This is a genomic window from Maricaulis sp., assembly GCF_017642925.1.
Taxonomy (GTDB): Bacteria; Pseudomonadota; Alphaproteobacteria; order Caulobacterales; family Maricaulaceae; genus Maricaulis.
Window position 1 is genome coordinate 1 of record NZ_JAEPOL010000003.1, and the last position, 18460, is coordinate 18460.

Here is an 18460-nt window from a genome sequence, read left to right on the forward strand (position 1 = left end):
CAACCAGCCTACAACACCTCCAACACACAGGGACCTATACGCTCGCTTCTGACCGAAAGCAGGCTCGACATGCGCGACAGCTGGACACGCACCGGGACTATGGGTCCCGGACCTGCGCCCGGCCTTCGCCGGGCATCCGTCCGGGATGACAGGCGCTATCCCCCCAACATTACCGCCGCACACCCGGTCTTCCCGCCAGGCGGATTGGCGCTTAGGGTCGCGGCGACGTCAATTTGGGGAGACAGGCATGATCCGCTTGATGACTGCCGCGCTGGGCGCGGTGCTTCTGGCTACCACCGTTCAGGCGCAGGAGAATTCCGGGGGCGATATCCCCGAGCCGCGCGTCTATGAGAGCACCGGCCAGGTCAACGCCAACGGCACGCGCGTGCGCTACACCGTCACCGCCGGCGAGACCTATCTGCGCGATGCTGACGGCAATCCGACCGCCTCGATCTTCTCGACCACCTATATCGCCGACGGCCATGCCGACCCGCGCACGCGGCCGGTCGCCTTCGTCTTCAATGGCGGACCGGGTTCGGCCAGCCTGTGGCTGCACATGGGCATGTTCGGCCCGCAGCGCGTGGCCCTGCCGAATGCGCAGGACGATGGCGCGGCGCCCTACAACATCGTCGAGAACACGCATTCCATCCTCGACGTGGCCGATCTCGTCTTCGTCGATCCGGTCGGCACCGGCTGGAGCCGTCCGCTGGGCGAGAGCGAGGGCGACGATTTCTGGGGCGTCAACGAGGACGGCGAGAGCCTGGCCCAGTTCATCCGCATCTGGCTGACCGAAAACCGGCGCTGGAATTCGCCGAAATACCTCCTGGGCGAAAGCTATGGCACGCTGCGTATCGGCTCGCTGCTGAACCAGCTGGAAGGCAGCTATAACGACGTCGCGATCAATGGCGTGGCCCTGATCTCGACCGTGCTGGACTTCCGCTATGACGACACGTCCGATGGCAATGATATCGGCTATGTCGGCCTGCTGCCGGGCTTTGCCGCCACGGCCTGGTATCATGGCCAGGTCGACCGCTCGGCCTGGAATAATGATCTGGAGGCCTTCCTGGCCGAGGCGCGCACCTTCGCCATCGAGGAATACATGCCGGCCCTGATGCATGGCGTGACCCTGCCGGCCGACCGCCAGGCCCGCGTGGTGCGCGAGCTGTCGCGCTTTACCGGCCTGTCGGAAGACTTCCTCACCCGCGCCAATATGCGCGTCTCGCTGCGCCGCTTCCAGCGCGAGCTGATGCGCGACGAGGGCGTGTCGGTGGGCCGCCTGGACGCCCGCTTCACCGGCGTCGAGGTCGACGGTGTCGGCGAGGATCCGGAAACCGATCCCAGCTTCTACGGTATCGATGGCAGCTATACCGCCGCCATGCTGGACTATTTCACCCGCACGCTGGGCGTCGACATGACCGAATTCTATTCGGTGATCGGCGGCGTGCGCGGCTGGAACTGGGATGCCGGCCGCTCGGGCAATAACAACTACATCAATGTCGCCCCGTGGATCGCCCGCGCCATGCGCCAGAATTCCGATCTCAAAGTGCTGGTCGCCCAGGGCTATTACGACCTGGCCACGCCCTTCTTCGCCGCCGAGCTGATGTTCAACCAGCCCGGCTTCGACCAGGACCGCGTCCAGTTCCGCTACTACGAAGCCGGCCACATGATGTATCTGCACGAACCGTCACTGGAAGCCTCGACGGCCGATGTGCGGGCACTGATCGCGAACTAATGCGAAGCGGGGATGTGGGCCTCGGGCCCATGTCCCCGTTTTCAATCCGAACCCTCTTCTTGAGCCGTCATCCCACGGGCCCTGCGCAAGCAGGGATCCGGGGGAGCTCAGCTGACCGGGGAACCTGCCGCGTGCAGGCCTGGCCACTCCCTGCTGACGGGAGAGTCCAGGTCCCCCGGACAAGCCGGGGGATGACGAAGTTTTTGATTGGGAGGGTAGCGACCCTACCGCACCCGCCGCGTCAGGTCGCAGACGGCTGCGAGGCCGGTGAAGACGAGGAAGGTCACCGCGGCGGAATAGCCGAAGGCGGCCGGGCTTTCCGGCAGCGGGCCGCCATGATTGGCGATCTCCGCCACGCCCAGCAGCACCAGGAACACCCAGGGCCAGATCCGGCCGGCGAGGCCCTTCGCCTCCGTCACGCGCATGTAGAGCAAAAAGCCCAGCACCAGTACGGCCGCCTCGACGGCCAGCGCGACGGGATAGTTGTTCCACAGGCCCAGCCCCACTTTCGGCCCGCCCGGCCAGAGCGCGAGGTCCGGCACATGGACCAGGAGGTCCAGGATCCAGTGGGAGAAGACGGCCGCGCCGACGACCAGCCCGCCCAGCGTCTTCTCGCGCCGCGCCCAGATCGCATAGACGAGGCCGGCCGCCACCGACCAGGCCAGCGCGCCCGGCAGGGAATGGGTGATCGGCATGTCGTAGAGATCGAGCGCATTGGCGTCGGTAAAGCCCGGCACGATGCGCATGTTCTCGATCCCGTTGGCGACGAATAGGCCCCAGGCGACATCGACCAGCTGCACTGCGAGGAAGAGCGTCCACAACGGCACGCTGCGCGCCACCGCCTTGCCGGCAAAGGCCGGACCGTAGTGACCGACGAACATGGCTCCCCTCCCCTGTTTGTGCCCAGACTAGGGGCTGTGCCGATGCAGGCAAGGTGAGAGCCGGGCTGTATGCACCGCCTCGCCTGATTTCCCCGGCCTTGTGCCAGACCCCGGAATAAATCCGGGGGAAGCGGCTGCCTCTTTCTTCCCCATGGAATGAGGAGGAAAGCCAGCCTCAGCCCAAACCACCGTCATCCTGACACCCGCTTTCGCGGGCGTAGGCTTCAGTCAGGACCCAGATTACGCTTGTGGCCGCTGAGCGGTACAGGTGCGAGTTCGCCCCCATCGCGTTCTGTGAACTGGGCCCTGACTTTCGTCAGGGTGACGGTGAATGCTGCAGTGATACTCCCCTCTCCCCCACCGGGGAGAGGAATCAAAGGTGAGGGGCGGCCGCGGAGCGGCCTCTCAAGGATTCCTTGTAGCGCTGTCGCGCGCCCCTCATCCGCCGCTTTGCGGCACCTTCTCCCCCGTCGGGGAGAAGGGGTGAGCCCCCATTTAATCGCCTTCGTACTGCACCAGCGAGGAGACCGGCACGCCGAGCGCCTCGATGCGTTTGGCGCCGCCCAGATCGGGCAGGTCGATGACGAAAGCCGCGCCGACGACGGTGGCGCCGGCGCGTTGCAGGAGGCGGATGGAGGCTTCCGCCGTGCCGCCGGTGGCGATCAGGTCGTCGACCAGCAGGACCCGGTCGTTTTCCTGGATCGCGTCGACATGGATCTCGATCGCGTCCTGGCCGTATTCCAGCTCGTATTCCTCGATCAGCGTGCGGTGGGGCAGCTTGCCGCGCTTGCGCACCGGGGTGAAGCCGACGGAGAGCTGGTGCGCCACGGCACCGCCCAGGATAAAGCCGCGCGCTTCGGTGCCGGCCACCCGGTCGATCTTGGCGCCGGCCCAGGGCTGGACCATGCGGTCAACGGCGACGCGGAAGGCGCGTGCATCGCCGATCAGCGTAGTGACATCGCGGAACATGATGCCCGGCTTGGGATAATCCGGAATCGTGCGGATGGCGGATTTCAGGTCCATGCGGAAAGATCCAGTTCGCTGTCGTTCAGCCGGTCGGGCCCGGCAGGGTCTCGGCCAAGGCGGCGCTGCGCCACGCGGCATAGTCTTCATCGGCCAGCAGCTTATCGCAATAGTCCTGGGCGCCGGCATGCAGCGGAATGTCAAAGGTGTGGAAACGCACCGCGACCGGCGTGAAGAAGGCGTCGGCAATGCTCCAGCGGCCGAACAGCCAGGGACCGTCGACGCTGCCGACATCATTCCACAGCGCCTGGATGGCGGCGATATCGGCGCGGGTATCGGCATTCAGGGCAATGGCCTGCGGTGTGCGCGCAATGTCCATGGCGCACTGGCCGCGCAGGGCGGTGAAACCGGCATGCATGCGGCAGACAGCAGCGCGCGCCAGGGCCCGGCGGCCCTCATGCTCCGGCCACAGCCCCGGTTCGCGCTCGGCCGCCCATTCGGCAATCGCCAGCGAATCCCAGAAAGTGCCGTGCTGTGTGGTCAGGGCCGGTACGCTGCCGCCCGGCGACAGATCGCTCACCGCCTGCCGCGTCTGCGGCGTGTAGAGCGGCACCATGGCCTCGTCGAAATCGATGCCCGCCTTGCGCAGGACCAGCCAGGCCCGCAGGGACCAGCTGGAATATCGCTTGTTGCCGATATGCAGGACCGGCCGGTCCATCACATCGTCTCCAGTTCCCGCGTGCGGGCCCGGGTCAGGGTGATGCGGCAGTCCAGGCCGATCTCCTCGCGGCTGTCCTCGCCGATGAACATCAGCGCGGTGCGCCGGTCGCATTCGGCATCGCGATAGGCATGCCAGGCCGTCTGGGCGGCCTCGAAATGCGCTTCGGCGCCAAAATGGCCGCCGGAGTCGAAATCGGAATTGCGGGCTTCTTCGAGCGCAGCGTCCGCCGCGCGCTCAAGCGCCGCTTCGGCATCGTCGAGCAGGCCGCCCAGGCAGCGGCGGCGGGCCGGCCAGTCGGTGAGGTGTTCGGCGCATTCCACCGCCGGACGGGGCGGCGTGAATTCCGGCATCTGGACAGTCGCGACCGCCCAGCTGAGTGCAACCACCGTGATCATGGTGTCCCCTTCATCCTTGCCCGTGCGGCCTTTATGGACGAGGCCGCGGCGCGGGGAAAGAGCCGCCTGCGGCTAGGGGATGCCGGCTTCGTGAAGATACTCCGCCAAGGTGGTGAGGAATTCTCCGTTGAGGCGGCGCGCGATCCCGTAGGAATCCTGGGTCTCGCCGAACGGAATGGTGTGACCGACATGAACGGCGACCACAAAGGGTTCGCCGTCGATCTGCACGACGAGCGGCGTGCCCGACAGGCCCTGGCGCGACCGGCAGCCGTGGATCAGAAGTCCGGGGTCGGAAAAGGCCGGAGGCGACTGCCGGACATCGCAGGGCGCCCGGTCTACCGGGCGAACCAGCAGCGAGACGTCACCTTGATCGATGGGCCCTGCCGCCAGAACACGAAGCCGGGGGGTCTCGTCAGGCAGTCGCCGCCGCGTGCGCAGGATCGCCCAGTCGCTGCTGAATTCCGTCAGGTGTTCGGGGTGAGGCGGCCCCGTACGCGCGTCGACGATTTCGCCCACCGATTCCGGCACGCCACGCACCTGGCATGTCCGCGGGCCGTTATTCCCCCGCAAGGCATGGCGCGTTCCAAGCAGGATATCGAAACCCGGCCGTGAACCAGGCTGTGCGTCGAGCACGACGGCCCGGCTGAGAAAATACCGGCCGGTCTGCTCCTCGTGACACAGAAGCTGAACGACGCTGTCGCGGGAAATATCGTAGGTCTGTGCGTCGAGCGCGTCGAAAGCCACAATATCGCTGGCGCCGGCCCGGGGGTGAAGCCCGGGCATCGTTGAAACGAGCAAGGCGATCAGAAGCACGCGATACATTCAGAGAGTGTACGCATACCTCCCGCCACGCGTCCAGCGGTGTCCTAAAGCACCCGTCCGGCAATCGCGCGCAGGCGTGCGACGACTTCAGGATCCCGGGCGTCCGGCGGTGTGATGATCGCGGTGTCGAGCACGGTATCGACCGGGTCCGGCGCACGCTCGCGGCCGGCCAGCATGGCCGTCAGACGGGTCAGCAAGGCCTTGGCCTTGACCGTATTGTCGCGCATCACCCGCAGCACGGCGGCAACGTCGACACTTTCCTCGCCATCGTGCCAGCAGTCGTAATCCGTCACCATGGCGATCGAGGCATAGGGCAGCTCGGCTTCACGCGCGAGCCGGGCCTCGGGCATGTTGGTCATGCCGATCACGTCCATGCCCCAATGCCGGTAAAGCTCGCTCTCGGCACGGGTGGAAAATTGCGGCCCCTCGATCGTGATATAGGTGCCACCGCGCTGCACCGGCACGCCGGCCGCCTCGCCGGCATCGCCGATCAGCCCCGCCATGCGGGCACAGACCGGCTGGGCCATGGGCACGTGCGCGACGCACCCGGCACCGAAAAAACTGCGGGCGCGGCCATCGGTACGGTCGACATACTGGTCAACGATCACGAAATGCCCCGGCGCGAGATGCTCGCGCAGCGAGCCGCAGGCCGAGATCGAGACGATGTCGGTACAGCCCGCCATTTTCAGCGCGGCGATATTGGCGCGGAAGGGAATGTCCGACGGCGACAGCCGGTGTCCCGCCCCGTGACGCGGCAGGAAGACCAGTTCGACACCGTTCAGCGTGCCGTGCGTCAGGGCTGCCGAGGGTGCGCCCCAGGGCGTCTCGACGGTTTCACTGCGGACGTTTTCGAGCCCGTCGAGAGCGTAGAGGCCGGACCCGCCGATAATGCCGAGCTTCCATTCAGCTGAAAGTTTATGCACCAAACATCTGCTCCAGATATTCCGTATCCACTATATAAATCTGACCATTTCCCGCCCTAACGATCACCCCATCCAAAAGCACTAAAAACTCTTTTTGATGTCTATAAAATGAGAAAACCGCACCCCCACTCATTCCATCATAAAATTTACCCTCTGGGTTGATAATATTGAGTTTTCTAAAATTTCTATTGTGCGTTTTAAAGTTCGCATCATACTCACACCATATCTCTTGGATATGAATTTTCAGATGTGAATTATCATAGTCAACTTGTTCATTTAGGTGCGGCAAACCATATGCGACAGATTTCAAATATTTTCCCGAGTCTATTTTGGATAAATTTGCAAAATAATATGAATCTCTAGAAACTTGGGGAAATTTTTCATCAACGCAGAAAAAGACCAGCTCGTGAAAAGCCTCGTCTGGATTTCCGGTCTCAAACACGCACTTATTGACCGGTAGATTGATTAAACGCCCTCCCTCCTTTGCGCCAATCCGAACTGCATCAACGTCTTCCTCAGTCAAGTTTACCCCACCGTTGACGCTTAGCTGATGCCTAGTTGCCACCGCGTATTTGCTACCTTGATGACTAACGAGGGTAGTCGTGCCAACGCGTCCGACTAAAGGCAGAGGGTCAGTTGTCTCGAGTATGAAAGGTCGCACAGTCTGCGCAAGCACCCGACCAATCTCTTTGGGTGTCCAGAACAAACTTCCAAATCTGACCGCGGTTTGCCCAGGAAGGTCCTTCAGCCACATGTAGCACTCCATGCAAAAAGAGCCACGAACAAAACCGTTCGTGGCTCTTTCAAACTAGCAGAGGCACGGCTCGTCTAGTGCTTCACGTTCCGCCAGACCTGGCGGTAGGCCAGATAGACCAGGACGGCGAAGATGAAGAGATACATCAGCACCATCACGCCCATCTGCTTGCGCTCTTCCATGTGCGGATCGCCGGCCCAGGTGAGGAAGGTCACCACGTCCTCGGCCATCTGCTCCATGGATGCTGTCGTGCCGTCATCATAGGAGATGATGTCGTCGACCAGCGGCGGTGCCATGGCGATCGCGCCACCGGCGAAGTAAGCGTTGTAGTACTGGCCCGGCGACAGGTGGGAGTCTTCCGGCGCCTCTTCATAGCCCAGCAGCAGCGAACGGATATAGTCCGCACCGCCCGAACGTGCCTTGACGATCAGCGACAGGTCCGGCGGATAGGCACCGCCATTGGAAGCCCGCGCCTGCTGCTCGTTCTCGAACGGCGCCGGGAAGGCGTCGGACGGCAGGCCGTCACGCATGAACATGTCGCCGTCATCGTTCGGACCGTCCTCGATCTGGTAGCCGGCGGCGATCTGCATCACGATCGGGTTGTCGTTCGGGTTCGGATACTGCTCCGACTCGAACGGACCGCCCTTCTGGCCCAGATTGCGGAAGCGCATCAGGTTCATCGAGTGACAGGAAGCGCAGACCTCCTGGTAGACCTGATAGCCACGCTGCACCGCATTGCGGTCGAACGTGCCGAACGGGCCCTCGAATTCCCAGGCGTAGTTTTCCGGTGCGTGGACGTCGCCCTCGACGGCCAGCGCCGCCGTGGCCGAGAGGCCGACAGCTGCCAGGGCAGCGGCGAAAATACGGGTCATCATCATGATCTCGTCGCTCCCTTAGGACTTGTCTTCACCGAGGACCGACGCCTCGATCGACGCCGGACGGTCCTTCGGCTTCTCGACAATGCCCATCACCGGCAGGATGACGATGAAATAGGCGAAGTAGTAAGCCGTCAGGAATTGCGCCAGGTGCACGAATTTCAGGCCGCCGATGAACGGATCGTCCGGATTCTTCGCGCCGCACCAGCCAAGGCCCAGTGCCGCAATCACGAAGAAGATGAAGAACCAGCGGGTCAGCGGGCGGTAGCGCATGGAGCGAACCTTCGACGTGTCCAGCCAGGGCAGGACGAAGAGGATCGCGATGGCACCGAACATCGCCAGCACGCCGCCCAGCTTCGCATCGATCGGGCCGATGTCGAAGGTGATGGCGCGCAGGATCGCGTAGAAGGGCAGGAAATACCATTCAGGCACGATGTGCGCCGGCGTCGAGAGCGGGTTGGCCTCGATATAGTTGTCGGCATGGCCCAGCACGCCCGGCATGTAGAAGACGAAGGTGGCGAAAACCATCAGGTAGACGATGATCGCGAAGCCGTCCTTCACCGTGTAGTACGGGTGGAAGGGCAGTGCGTCCTTCTTCGGGTCCTTGATTTCCAGACCGGCCGGATTGCCGTTGCCCGGCACGTGCAGCGCCCAGATGTGCAGGCCGACAACGCCGGCGATCACGAAGGGCAGCAGGTAGTGCAGGGAGAAGAAGCGGTTCAGCGTGGCCTGGCCGACCGAGAAACCGCCCCACAGCCATTCCCGGATCGCGTCGCCGACGAAGGGCAGCGCGCCGATCAGGTTGGTGATCACCATGGCGCCCCAGTAGGACATCTGGCCCCACGGCAGGACGTAGCCCATGAAGGCGGTTGCCATCATCAGGAGGTAGATCACGACGCCGAGGATCCAGAGGACCTCGCGCGGCGCCTTGTACGATCCGTAGTACAGACCCCGGAACATGTGCAGGTAGACCGCCACGAAGAAGAAGCTCGCACCGTTCGCGTGCATCGACTGGATCAGCCAGCCGAAGGGCACGTCGCGGGTGATGCGGGCGACCGACTGGAAGGCCATGTCCTCGTGCGCGACATAGTGCATGGCAAGCACGATGCCGGTGATGATCTGGATCATCAGGAAGACGGCGAGAATACCGCCGAACGTCCACCAGTAGTTCAGATTCCGCGGCGTCGGGAAGTCGACGAAGCTGTCATAGCCCAGGCGGATGATCGGAAGACGGGAGTCGAGCCATTTCTCGATTCCGGTCTTCGGCTCGTAAGTCGATTGTCCGCTCATGCCGCAGCCCCCGAAGCGTCAGCGACCTGCCATCCGGAGACAGCTGCCTCGTCAGGCGACAGGCCGATCTTCACCGTGTTTTCCGATTCGAAATAATAGTCCGGAACCGGCAGGTTTTCCGGCGCCGGTCCGCGACGGATCCGGGCCGAGGTGTCGTAGTGCGAACCGTGGCAGGGGCAGTACCAGCCGTCATAGTCGCCGGTATTGGCGCCAAGACCCAGCGGCACGCAGCCGAGGTGGGTACAATTGCCCTTCACGATCAGGAATTCCGGGCGCAGGACGCGGTTCGCATCGATCGCCGGAATGCCGGCCGGCAGGTTGTCGTTGCGGGCGTCCTCGTCCGGGAGCGCGTTCAGCTCGACCGAGCGGGCCTCCGCGATCTCTTCCTCGGTCCGGTGCCGAATGAAAACCGGGCCACCGCGCCACATGACGGTGATCTCCGATCCCACCGGGACCAGCGAGACATCGACGCGGATGGATCCCAGCGCCAGCGTATCCGCTGCGGGATTCATCTGATCGATGAACGGCCAGGCCACGAGACCGCCACCGACAGCGGCCGCGCCGCCTGCAGCGATATAGATGAAGTCGCGGCGTGTCGGTTCTTCACCGTGTCCGCCGGGCGCGCCGTTCTCTTCCGTCACGAGCCGACCTCTTCTCTTGTCTATAACGGGCCTGCACAAAGCCGGGCCCTGCCCCAGAAACATGCGTCAATCTTGACGACCCCGTCCAAGACGGGGTTTGACGCGGTATAAACTACTCCCGGACCCACTGACCAGTAGGCGGCGCAATGCCGCATGCAGACAGATGGCTCCAGTCTGTGCGCGGCTTAGAATGCGGATCGTATTTTTTCAACCGGATATTCCGCAAAACCTTGGGGCTTCCATGCGGACGGCCGCCTGTTTCGGGGCCGGAATGGACGTCATCGAGCCCTGCGCCTTTCCCCTGACGGACAAGGGGATTCGCAAGGCCGCGATGGACTATGGCGCGGCCATTGCGCCGGTGCGCCATGCCAGCTGGAATACCTACACAGAAAGTGCAGAAGCTCGTCCGGGCCGCCTCGTCCTGTTCACGACTGCGGGCGCGACAGACCTGTGGGATTTCGCTTTCGAGCCGGACGACCGGCTGCTCTTCGGCCGGGAAAGCGCCGGCGTGCCGGAGACCATCCACGCCGCGGCGGATTGTCGCGTGCGGATTCCGATTCGCCCGGACATGCGCTCGCTCAATGTCGCGATGAGCGCCGGCATCGCGCTGGCGGAAGCGAGCCGGCAGTTTCGAAACAACCCGTGAATCCGTTTGAACGCCATTTCCATCTGAAGTAGCATTTCCGCGCATATCCGGCGCAGCGCGGGAGGGTTTGATGGCGCGGCACAAGCGTATCGTGATCTGTTGTGACGGCACCTGGAACGAGCTGGACTACAAGTCCCGTCCGGTGACGAATGTGGTCAAGCTGGCCCAGTCCATCCATCCCGAGGGCGATGCCGGTGACGGCACCGATCCGGTCAAGCAGGTCGTCTTCTACGATGAAGGTGTCGGCACGCTGGAAGGCGAGAGCATGGATGGCGGCGGTTTCGGCGACGGGCTGATCCAGAACATCGTCGACGCCTATTCCTTTCTTGTTTTCAACTACGACCCCGGCGACGAGATTTTCGTGTTCGGCTTTTCGCGCGGCGCCTACACAGCGCGCTCGCTGGTCGGGATGATCAGAAATTGCGGCATCCTGCGGCGCGATGCAGCGCCCTATGTCGACGACGCGCTGATGCTCTACAAGGACAAGCGCCGCAAGCCCGACCACCCCGACAGCATCGAATTCCGCCGCACCTATAACCATCCCGGCTGGTGGATCGACACCGCCGCCGACCTGTCGCTGCAGGCCGACAATCCCGACCAGAAAATCATGGTCAGCTATCTCGGTGTCTGGGACACGGTCGGCCAGAACGGTGTGCCCGGCGTGTGGAATGCCATGGCCGGCAAGGCCGAGGATCACGGCTTCCACGATCTGAAACTTTCCCGCATCGTGCAGCGGGCCCGCCACGCGGTCGCACTGGACGAACCCCGCGCCGCCTTCCGTCCGGCCCTGTTCGAGGCCGGCAAGATGGCTGCGCTGCAGACCGAAGCCGAAAGCGACGGCCGCGGCCGCGATGCCTACCAGCAGCTCTGGTTTCCCGGCGATCATGGCTCGATCGGCGGCGGCGGCGATGTCACCGGCCTGTCCGACCATGCTCTCGCCTGGATTGCCGAAGGCGCCTGCAGCAATGGCGCCCGGCTGAGCTATGACGCGGAATTCAGCGCGGTGAACTTCCCGGTCACGGTGCGCGACCGCTCGCGCAGCCGCAACAACACACAGACCATCCGCTTTGCCCCCTCGCTCAGCGCACCGCTGAGCAATGTGTCGGGCGACTGGAAACAGGCCAATCAGAGCGCGATCGGCCGGCTGCTGGGCTATTCGCTGGGCATGATCAACCGGGACCGCGTCACCCACCTGCCGGATGTCGGCGAGATCGCCGTGCAGGCCAAGCAGTATGAGGGGTTCGAGGGCGAGAACATGGATTATGTCCAGTCGCTCGCCGACCGCATCCGCCAGCAGACGCGCATCCGCATTGCCGATATCGAGGCAGCCTTCCCCACCTGGCGGCGCTGACCGGCCTGGCCGGTACAAGCGGAGCGGGGCTTGCCCTCGCCGCCCGCTGCGCTACACATCGCGGCCATGAGTGATCAGCCCAAGCCCGCCTCCGCCGGCTCCGACCTGCAATGCCAGTCCGCCCAGGCCTGGTTCGAGGATCTGCGCGACCGGATCTGCGCCGAATTCGAACGCCTGGAAGACGAGGCCCCGTCCGATCTCTATCCCGGCGAGCCCGGGCGTTTCGTGTTCGAGGACTGGAAACGCGGCGACGGGTCCAAGGATGAGGGCGGCGGCCGCATGGGCCTGATGAAGGGCCGGCTGTTCGAAAAGGTGGGCGTTCACGTCTCTGCCGTGAAGGGCGAGTTCTCCGACCTGTTCCGCCAGCAGATCCCCGGTGCCGAGGAAGACCCGCGCTTCTTCGCCACCGGCATTTCGCTCATCGCGCATATGTGGTCGCCCAACGTGCCGGCTGTGCACATGAATACGCGCTTCATCACCACGACCCAGTGGTGGTTCGGCGGCGGCATGGACCTGACCCCCGTACTCGATCGCAACCGCACCCAGTCGCACCCCGACGCAAAGGATTTCCACGCCGCCTGCAAGGCCGCCTGCGACGCGCATGGCGAGGATTTCCATGACCGCTTCAAGAAATGGTGCGACGAGTATTTCTACCTGCCCCATCGCGACGAACCGCGCGGCATTGGCGGGATTTTCTACGACCGCCACAATACCGACGACTGGGATGGCGACTTCTCCTTCACCCGCGATGTCGGCCTGGCTTTCCTGGACATCTATCCGCAACTCGTGCGCCGGCGCATGGGCGAGGCCTGGACGCCGGAAGACCGCGAGGAACAGCTCGTCCGCCGCGGCCGCTATGCCGAGTTCAACCTGCTCTATGATCGCGGCACCAAGTTCGGCCTCGAGACCGGCGGCAATGTGAAGTCGATCCTCTCCTCCATGCCGCCCGAGGCGAAATGGCCTTAGGTCCGGCCCGGCAAATCCTGCCAGAGGGAAGAAAAAGCCGGGCAACATCTGCCGCTTAGCGGGAAGTCATACGCTATGATTGGCCCCTGCGCTGGCACCGGTCCTGCTAGGCAGGCAGGGCCCCGGCGTATCTGTGCGCGGGGTCTACCGACGAGGAGCTCAGCGCGTGTCCTATATCGACGCCCTGTCACAACCGGCCCCGAGATGGCCGGGCGCCCGCTCTCCCGAGGCCGAGGAAGAAACCCGTCCGACGGAAGGTTTTGATGCCATCCCGCCCGAAGCGGCCGAATTGCCGCTCGAGGCCAGCCAGAAAGTTTCCGAAGCCGCACCGCCCGGCCAGTCCGGCGGCGAGCAGCCGCCAGGGTCCAACCTGGGCGGCGGCGTGGTCGAGGAATTCCTGAAATGGGCCCGGATGAGCCCGGCCGAGCAGATCCGCGCCATGTACCTGGAAGAACAGGGCATGACCGAGGATACGCTCAAAGCCCTGCCGCCCGAGGAACGTGAGCGGATCGAGTTCGAGATCGCCAATCGGATCGAACACGAGGTGCGCACATCGGCGGAAAGCCCGGCGGAGCAGAATATCCGCGTCTCGATCAATGCCGCCTATGCGCAATCCATGCAGCGTGTGGAAGAGGGCGAACAGGCGATGTGGGGCCGATAGGCCGCCGCACTGCCAGCCCTCATCCAGAACAGGAAAGGCCCCGGACAGTATCCGGGGCCTTTATCTTTTTCAGCACCAAGGAAACGGATCAGTGCGTTTTCAGGCGCGCGATCAGCTCGTCCTTGGTCGGCTCGAAGCGTTCGGCGATCCAGTGGGCCTTCAGCGCGTCGAGGGCATCGCCGAGCATCGGGCCGGGCTCGTAGCCCAGAAGGATGAGGTCGCCACCCTTTACCGGGAAGTCCGGCTCGGCCCATTCGCGGGCGAATTTGGCAAGCAGGGTCCAGTCGCGCGGCGGCGGCGCCACCTCGCCAGCGGCCTGCAGGCGGGCCTGGTCCTCGAAAGCGCGTGCGCCCAGCGCCATGATGGCGCGTTCGGCTGCGGCCATGTCGGAAAAGGCCCGGGTAACGTCTTCACGCGCCGACGGATCAACGGCGCCCTCAAGGCGGCGCGTCTCGGCGTTCGACATTTTCAGCTTGGCTGCCATGGTCCTGATCCTTTCCGGTCCGCCATCGGCAAGCGCCACGAACCTCAAGAGCGAATCGGGCGCTAGACCATATTGTATATCCTGATCAACAATACCGCCGAGGACTCTTAAGGATCCGTTCACTCCAAGGATCAAATCCAGAATACCCGCCTTGGCCATCGCGGCGAGCGCCGCCCGCGGATCGCGTGCAGCCAGCAATTTCTTGAGTTCGGCCCAGACACGCTCGACCGATAATTTATGAAGGCCGTCCTTCAGCGCCGCCGAGGCCGCCAGACCCGCAGGGTCCGGATCGCCGCCGCCATACCAGGCCTCGAAGCGGAACAGGCGCAGGATGCGCAGATAGTCTTCGCGGATACGGTTCTCCGGCGTGCCCACGAACACGAAGCGCCGCGGCGCGACGTCCTGGAGCCCGCCCGTCGGATCGATGATCTCGCCAGTCCGGTCCGCATAGAGCGCGTTGAGACGGAAATCGCGCCGCTGCGCATCCTCGGCCCAGTCTTCGGTGAAGGTCACCACCGCCCGCCGGCCGTCGGTCGACACATCGCGCCGCAGCGTCGTGACCTCGAAGGGCACGCCATCGGCAATGACGGTGATCGTGCCGTGGGCCTTGCCGGTGGGAACGGCCTTCAGGCCGGCCGCCTTCGCCGCGGCGATGGTCTCGTCGGGCAGAAGCTGCGTGGCGATGTCGATATCGGCCACCCGTTCGCCCAGCAGCGCATTGCGCACGCAGCCGCCGACAAAACGGCTGCCGTCCGGCCGGGCCGCGTCCAGGGCTTCCATCACAGCGACGGTCTCCGGCGCCTGCATCCAGGTCTGCCGGGCGGGATCGAGACGCGGCCGGGTCATTGCGGCGTGTCTTCGCCGTCCGGTTCGGACGTATCGGCGTCGGCCGCGTCGCTCTCCACCTCGCCCGCAGGAACGAAATGGCCCGGCACGACCCGGCCGTCGACGACGCGAGGCGGCACATACCGGTCGCCCTCATGCCCGCCGCGCGACGCGTCGAACATGGCCAGCGCGATCATCGCCGCGATCGCCAGCACGGCCCCTGCGACGCCCAGCTTGAGCGCCGGCGTCGCCGTCAGCTTGACGTCGGACCGTGTCTGCCACCGCCAGATGAAGAACAGCAGGAAGGGCAGGAAAAACGAGGCGATTTCGATAATCGTGATGCGGATCATGAGCTAACCATACAACCGGTCGTGCAGGGATTTAAGCATGCCTGCAGTGGCGCCCCAGATATAGCGGCCTTCCCAGGGCATGGCGTAGAAATGCCGCCGGTGCCCCTGCCATTCGCGCGAATGGCGCTGGTGATTGACCGGATCCATCAGAAAATCGAAGGGCGCCTCGAACACATCGGCGACCTCGCCCGGATCGGGACGCAGGACATAACCGGGCTTCAGCACACCGACGAAGGGCGTGACATGGAAGCCGGTGACGGTCTCATAGCCGTCGAAGCGGCCGATCAGTTCGACATGCCCGGCACCGATACCGACCTCTTCTTCCAGTTCGCGCACGGCGGCCTGGGCCGGGGTCTCGCCGGTCGGATCGACACTGCCGCCGGGGAAAGCGACCTGGCCGGCATGCTTGGCCAGATGGGCCGCGCGTTCGGTCAGCAGCAGGCGCGGCGGACCGTCATGCACGATCAGCGGCGCCAGCACGGCGGCATTGCGCAGCGCCGTTGTCGCCGTCTCGCGCAGCGGCAGGCCGCCATTGAGATCGCCATCGCCGAATCGCGGCGGCATGGCCGGCGCATCCACCGGGTCCAGCCGGTCGCGCAAAAGCGCCAGCAGCCGGTCGGCGCTCTCCATCACACCGCCCCCAGCGGATAAAATTCGCCGCCGCTCCACACGCCCATCACACCCTCATGCTCGACCGCCCGTTCGGCGAGCTCGTAGAAGACCGGACGCGCCATCAGTGCGTCCAGCTTCCCGCGCACCCGCACCAGCGGCGTCGGCTCGCCGGTCTCTTCATCGACTTCGACCGTGATCGGATGATCCTGTCCCGCCTCGGCAAGATCGCCGACATTGGTGGTGAAGACGAGCGACTGGTCCTTACCCTCGCCGATCGCATCGACCCGTGTGGCAATGAAGGGCGCGACCTCCACCTCGATGCCGATCTTCTCGACCGGGGTTACAAGGTAGTGAATGCCATCGTCATCTTTCCGCAAGATCGTGGAAAACAGTCTTACAAGACGGTCACGTGTAATGCGCGTGCCTTCGTGCCACCAAGACCCGTCACGTTTGATGACCATGTCCATCTCGCCGCAATAGTCGGGATGCCACTTGTCCACCGGCGGCAGCCCGTCGCCAGCCTGGCGGGCGGCGTCGAGGAGCGACTGCATCGGATCGCGGGTCGGAGGTGTGGAGGGCATGGACAGCTTTCGTGTGCAACGCCATGCTCGTAAAGAGCAATGTGGCCAATGGATCGTATCTGTATCGCAAAGGAATGTAGGACGATGACCGAGACGAATGAACCCGGTGCAGAACTGATTGCCGAGGCGGATGCCGCGACGGAACGTCTCAAGGCGGTGAAAGAGAGCATCGGCCGGGTGATCTTCGGGCTCGAGGACGAGATCGAGCTGTGTCTCGCCGCTGTCCTCGCCGGCGGTCACACCCTGCTGGTCGGCGCGCCGGGCCTCGCCAAGACGCGCCTTGTGCAGACGATCGCGACGGCCACCGGTCTGGACACCAAGCGTATCCAGTTCACGCCGGACCTGATGCCTGCCGATATTCTCGGCTCGGAAATCCTGGAAGAGAGCGATGACGGCAAGCGGCATTTCCGCTTCCTGCCGGGTCCGGTCTTCTGCCGCCTCCTGATGGCCGACGAGATCAACCGCGCCAGCCCGCGCACCCAGGCCGCCCTGCTGCAGGCCATGCAGGAAGGCCATGTCACCGTCGCCGGCGAGCGCCACGACCTGCCCAAACCCTTCCACGTCCTGGCGACCCAGAACCCGATCGAGCAGGAAGGCACCTATCCGCTGCCCGAAGCCCAGCTCGACCGCTTCCTGCTGCGCGTCGACATTCCCTATCCCAAGCGCGAGGCCGAACGTGCCGTGCTGCTGGCGACGACGGGGGCCGAGCAGGCCGAAGCGATTGAAGTGCTGAACCCGGACGAGATCCTGAAGCTGCAATCGCTGGTGCGTCGCCTGCCGGTCGGCGAGCGCGTGCTCGATGCGATCCTCGACCTGCTGCGTTCGGCACGTCCGGACGAGAGCGATGTTCCGGCTGTGCGCGACGGCGTGTCCTGGGGTCCCGGCCCGCGTGCCGGCCAGGCGCTGATGCTGGCCTGCCGCGCCCGCGCCCTGCTGCGCGGACGCCTGGCGCCGTCGACGGAAGATGTCGCCGCGCTGGCCGAACCGGTGCTGAAACACCGTATGGCGCTGTCCTTCGCGGCCCGCGCCGACGGCCACACGCTGGAAGGCCTGATCAAGACGCTCGCAGACCAGGCGGCCTGATCCATGGTCCAGGGCGCAGACCGCAATACCGAGCGCCGCGTCGTCGCCCTGCGCCACGAGGGTGAGGATGCGGCTGCGCGCCTGCCGGCCTTGCTGGCCGAGGCCGATCGCATCGCTGCGACGGTCGCCCAGGGTGTGCACGGCCGCCGCCGCTCGGGCATTGGCGAGACCTTCTGGCAATACCGCCATCACCGCCCCGAAGACGGCCGCGCCGCGGTCGACTGGCGCCAGTCGGCCAAGTCCGACCAGCTCTTCGTGCGCCAGAATGAGTGGGAAGCGGCCAACACCGTCTCGCTGTGGCGCGACGGTTCGGCCTCGATGCAGTTCGCCTCCAGCCGCAATGTTCCGACCAAGGCCGACCGGGCTGCGGTGTGCCTGATCGCCGTTGCCGCCCTGCTCACCCAGGGCGGGGAGCGGGTCTCCGTGCTGGGCGAATCGGCGATCGCCCGCACGGGCGCACTGGGCCTGGAACGCGTGTCGCGGCGGCTCATCCTGGGCCCCGGCGCCCAGCAATCGGTCGAGGCGCCCCATATTTCCCGCTTCAGCCGCATCGTGCTGTCGAGCGACTTTCTGGATCCGCCGGAGACCTGGGCCGCGCGCCTGTCGCGCTTTGCCGCCCAGGAAGCCAATGGCGTCCTGCTGCGCGTCGTCGATCCGGCTGAAGAGGACTTCCCCTATTCCGGCCGCACCCGTTTTGAAGCCCCCGGCAGCGGCGAGACCCTGCTGTTCGGCCGCGCCGAAGAAGCCCGCAACGCCTACCGCGCCCGCTGGGCCCAGCACGGCGAACAGCTGGCGGCGCTCGCCCGGCAGTTCGGCTGGACGATGATCACACACCGTACCGACCGCCCGGCGACCAGCGCCGTGTTATCCTTGTTCAAAACCCTGGCACGAGACGTCTGACGCA

At 64.7% G+C, this 18460-nt stretch carries 21 protein-coding genes; 7 read left to right on the forward strand and 14 right to left on the reverse strand.

Going from position 1 to position 18460, the window contains the following annotated elements:
- Positions 1 to 247: 247 nt before the first annotated feature.
- Positions 248 to 1732 (forward strand): peptidase S10, encoded by a 1485-nt coding sequence (locus tag JJ918_RS02950; protein ID WP_291883033.1) that lies wholly within the window; start codon positions 248 to 250, stop codon positions 1730 to 1732.
- 224 nt (positions 1733 to 1956) lie between these two features.
- On the opposite strand, the gene JJ918_RS02955 is transcribed toward JJ918_RS02950, so the two are convergent.
- The 10 genes from JJ918_RS02955 to petA all read right to left on the reverse strand — a co-directional run bounded on the left by JJ918_RS02955 (position 1957) and on the right by petA (position 9997).
- Positions 1957 to 2613 carry a metal-dependent hydrolase gene (locus JJ918_RS02955; protein WP_291883035.1) on the reverse strand — a complete coding sequence of 219 codons (657 nt, stop codon included), beginning with the start codon at positions 2611 to 2613 and terminating at the stop codon, positions 1957 to 1959.
- Between the two features lie 495 nt (positions 2614 to 3108).
- Positions 3109 to 3636 carry an adenine phosphoribosyltransferase gene (locus JJ918_RS02960; RefSeq protein ID WP_291883037.1) on the reverse strand — a complete coding sequence of 176 codons (528 nt, stop codon included), beginning with the start codon at positions 3634 to 3636 and terminating at the stop codon, positions 3109 to 3111.
- Positions 3637 to 3661: 25 nt separating this feature from the next.
- Complete coding sequence (locus JJ918_RS02965) at positions 3662 to 4294, reverse strand: glutathione S-transferase family protein (RefSeq protein ID WP_291883040.1); 633 nt, start codon at positions 4292 to 4294, stop codon at positions 3662 to 3664.
- Positions 4294 to 4692, reverse strand: a complete 399-nt coding sequence (locus JJ918_RS02970) for a lysozyme inhibitor LprI family protein (protein ID WP_291883042.1) — start codon at positions 4690 to 4692, stop codon at positions 4294 to 4296. The genes JJ918_RS02965 and JJ918_RS02970 overlap by 1 nt, the downstream gene beginning before the upstream one ends.
- 72 nt (positions 4693 to 4764) lie before the next feature.
- Complete coding sequence (locus tag JJ918_RS02975) at positions 4765 to 5505, reverse strand: hypothetical protein (protein WP_291883044.1); 741 nt, start codon at positions 5503 to 5505, stop codon at positions 4765 to 4767.
- A 53-nt stretch (positions 5506 to 5558) separates the two neighbouring features.
- On the reverse strand, positions 5559 to 6437 hold the full coding sequence (locus JJ918_RS02980) for an S-methyl-5'-thioadenosine phosphorylase (RefSeq protein ID WP_291883047.1): 879 nt from the start codon (positions 6435 to 6437) through the stop codon (positions 5559 to 5561).
- Positions 6430 to 7191 carry a hypothetical protein gene (locus JJ918_RS02985; RefSeq protein WP_291883050.1) on the reverse strand — a complete coding sequence of 254 codons (762 nt, stop codon included), beginning with the start codon at positions 7189 to 7191 and terminating at the stop codon, positions 6430 to 6432. Before JJ918_RS02985 ends, JJ918_RS02980 begins: the two co-directional genes overlap by 8 nt.
- A gap of 74 nt (positions 7192 to 7265) precedes the next feature.
- Positions 7266 to 8069, reverse strand: coding sequence for a cytochrome c1 (locus JJ918_RS02990; RefSeq protein WP_291883053.1), 804 nt, complete (start codon positions 8067 to 8069; stop codon positions 7266 to 7268).
- Between the two features lie 15 nt (positions 8070 to 8084).
- Positions 8085 to 9356 (reverse strand): cytochrome b N-terminal domain-containing protein, encoded by a 1272-nt coding sequence (locus JJ918_RS02995; protein ID WP_291883056.1) that lies wholly within the window; start codon positions 9354 to 9356, stop codon positions 8085 to 8087.
- Positions 9353 to 9997: a ubiquinol-cytochrome c reductase iron-sulfur subunit gene (gene petA, locus JJ918_RS03000; protein WP_291883058.1), complete on the reverse strand. Its 645-nt coding sequence runs from the start codon at positions 9995 to 9997 to the stop codon at positions 9353 to 9355. Before petA ends, JJ918_RS02995 begins: the two co-directional genes overlap by 4 nt.
- A gap of 190 nt (positions 9998 to 10187) precedes the next feature.
- Here petA and JJ918_RS03005 point away from each other — a divergent pair, with 190 nt between their 5' ends.
- The 4 genes from JJ918_RS03005 to JJ918_RS03020 all read left to right on the forward strand — a co-directional run bounded on the left by JJ918_RS03005 (position 10188) and on the right by JJ918_RS03020 (position 13621).
- On the forward strand, positions 10188 to 10643 hold the full coding sequence (locus tag JJ918_RS03005; RefSeq protein WP_291883632.1) for a tRNA (cytidine(34)-2'-O)-methyltransferase: 456 nt from the start codon (positions 10188 to 10190) through the stop codon (positions 10641 to 10643).
- A 70-nt stretch (positions 10644 to 10713) separates the two neighbouring features.
- Positions 10714 to 11994, forward strand: a complete 1281-nt coding sequence (locus tag JJ918_RS03010; RefSeq protein WP_291883061.1) for a DUF2235 domain-containing protein — start codon at positions 10714 to 10716, stop codon at positions 11992 to 11994.
- 66 nt (positions 11995 to 12060) lie between these two features.
- Complete coding sequence (hemF, locus tag JJ918_RS03015) at positions 12061 to 12960, forward strand: oxygen-dependent coproporphyrinogen oxidase (protein WP_291883064.1); 900 nt, start codon at positions 12061 to 12063, stop codon at positions 12958 to 12960.
- A 166-nt stretch (positions 12961 to 13126) separates the two neighbouring features.
- Positions 13127 to 13621, forward strand: a complete 495-nt coding sequence (locus JJ918_RS03020; RefSeq protein ID WP_291883068.1) for a hypothetical protein — start codon at positions 13127 to 13129, stop codon at positions 13619 to 13621.
- An 88-nt stretch (positions 13622 to 13709) separates the two neighbouring features.
- Here the strand turns inward: JJ918_RS03020 and JJ918_RS03025 are convergent, their stop codons facing one another.
- The 4 genes from JJ918_RS03025 to JJ918_RS03040 are packed head-to-tail and all read right to left on the reverse strand — an operon-like array spanning position 13710 to position 16473.
- On the reverse strand, positions 13710 to 14951 hold the full coding sequence (locus tag JJ918_RS03025) for a CCA tRNA nucleotidyltransferase (RefSeq protein WP_291883070.1): 1242 nt from the start codon (positions 14949 to 14951) through the stop codon (positions 13710 to 13712).
- Positions 14948 to 15280 carry a DUF6111 family protein gene (locus JJ918_RS03030; RefSeq protein ID WP_291883073.1) on the reverse strand — a complete coding sequence of 111 codons (333 nt, stop codon included), beginning with the start codon at positions 15278 to 15280 and terminating at the stop codon, positions 14948 to 14950. Before JJ918_RS03030 ends, JJ918_RS03025 begins: the two co-directional genes overlap by 4 nt.
- A 3-nt stretch (positions 15281 to 15283) precedes the next feature.
- The gene (locus JJ918_RS03035) at positions 15284 to 15910 is read right to left on the reverse strand and encodes a CoA pyrophosphatase (RefSeq protein ID WP_291883076.1); all 627 of its coding nucleotides are present in this window, start codon (positions 15908 to 15910) and stop codon (positions 15284 to 15286) included.
- Complete coding sequence (locus tag JJ918_RS03040; RefSeq protein WP_291883079.1) at positions 15910 to 16473, reverse strand: DUF1285 domain-containing protein; 564 nt, start codon at positions 16471 to 16473, stop codon at positions 15910 to 15912. The genes JJ918_RS03035 and JJ918_RS03040 overlap by 1 nt, the downstream gene beginning before the upstream one ends.
- Before the next feature lie 84 nt (positions 16474 to 16557).
- Here JJ918_RS03040 and JJ918_RS03045 point away from each other — a divergent pair, with 84 nt between their 5' ends.
- Complete coding sequence (locus JJ918_RS03045) at positions 16558 to 17556, forward strand: MoxR family ATPase (RefSeq protein ID WP_291883081.1); 999 nt, start codon at positions 16558 to 16560, stop codon at positions 17554 to 17556.
- Positions 17557 to 17559: 3 nt separating this feature from the next.
- Positions 17560 to 18456, forward strand: coding sequence for a DUF58 domain-containing protein (locus JJ918_RS03050; RefSeq protein ID WP_291883084.1), 897 nt, complete (start codon positions 17560 to 17562; stop codon positions 18454 to 18456).
- Positions 18457 to 18460: the final 4 nt, after the last annotated feature.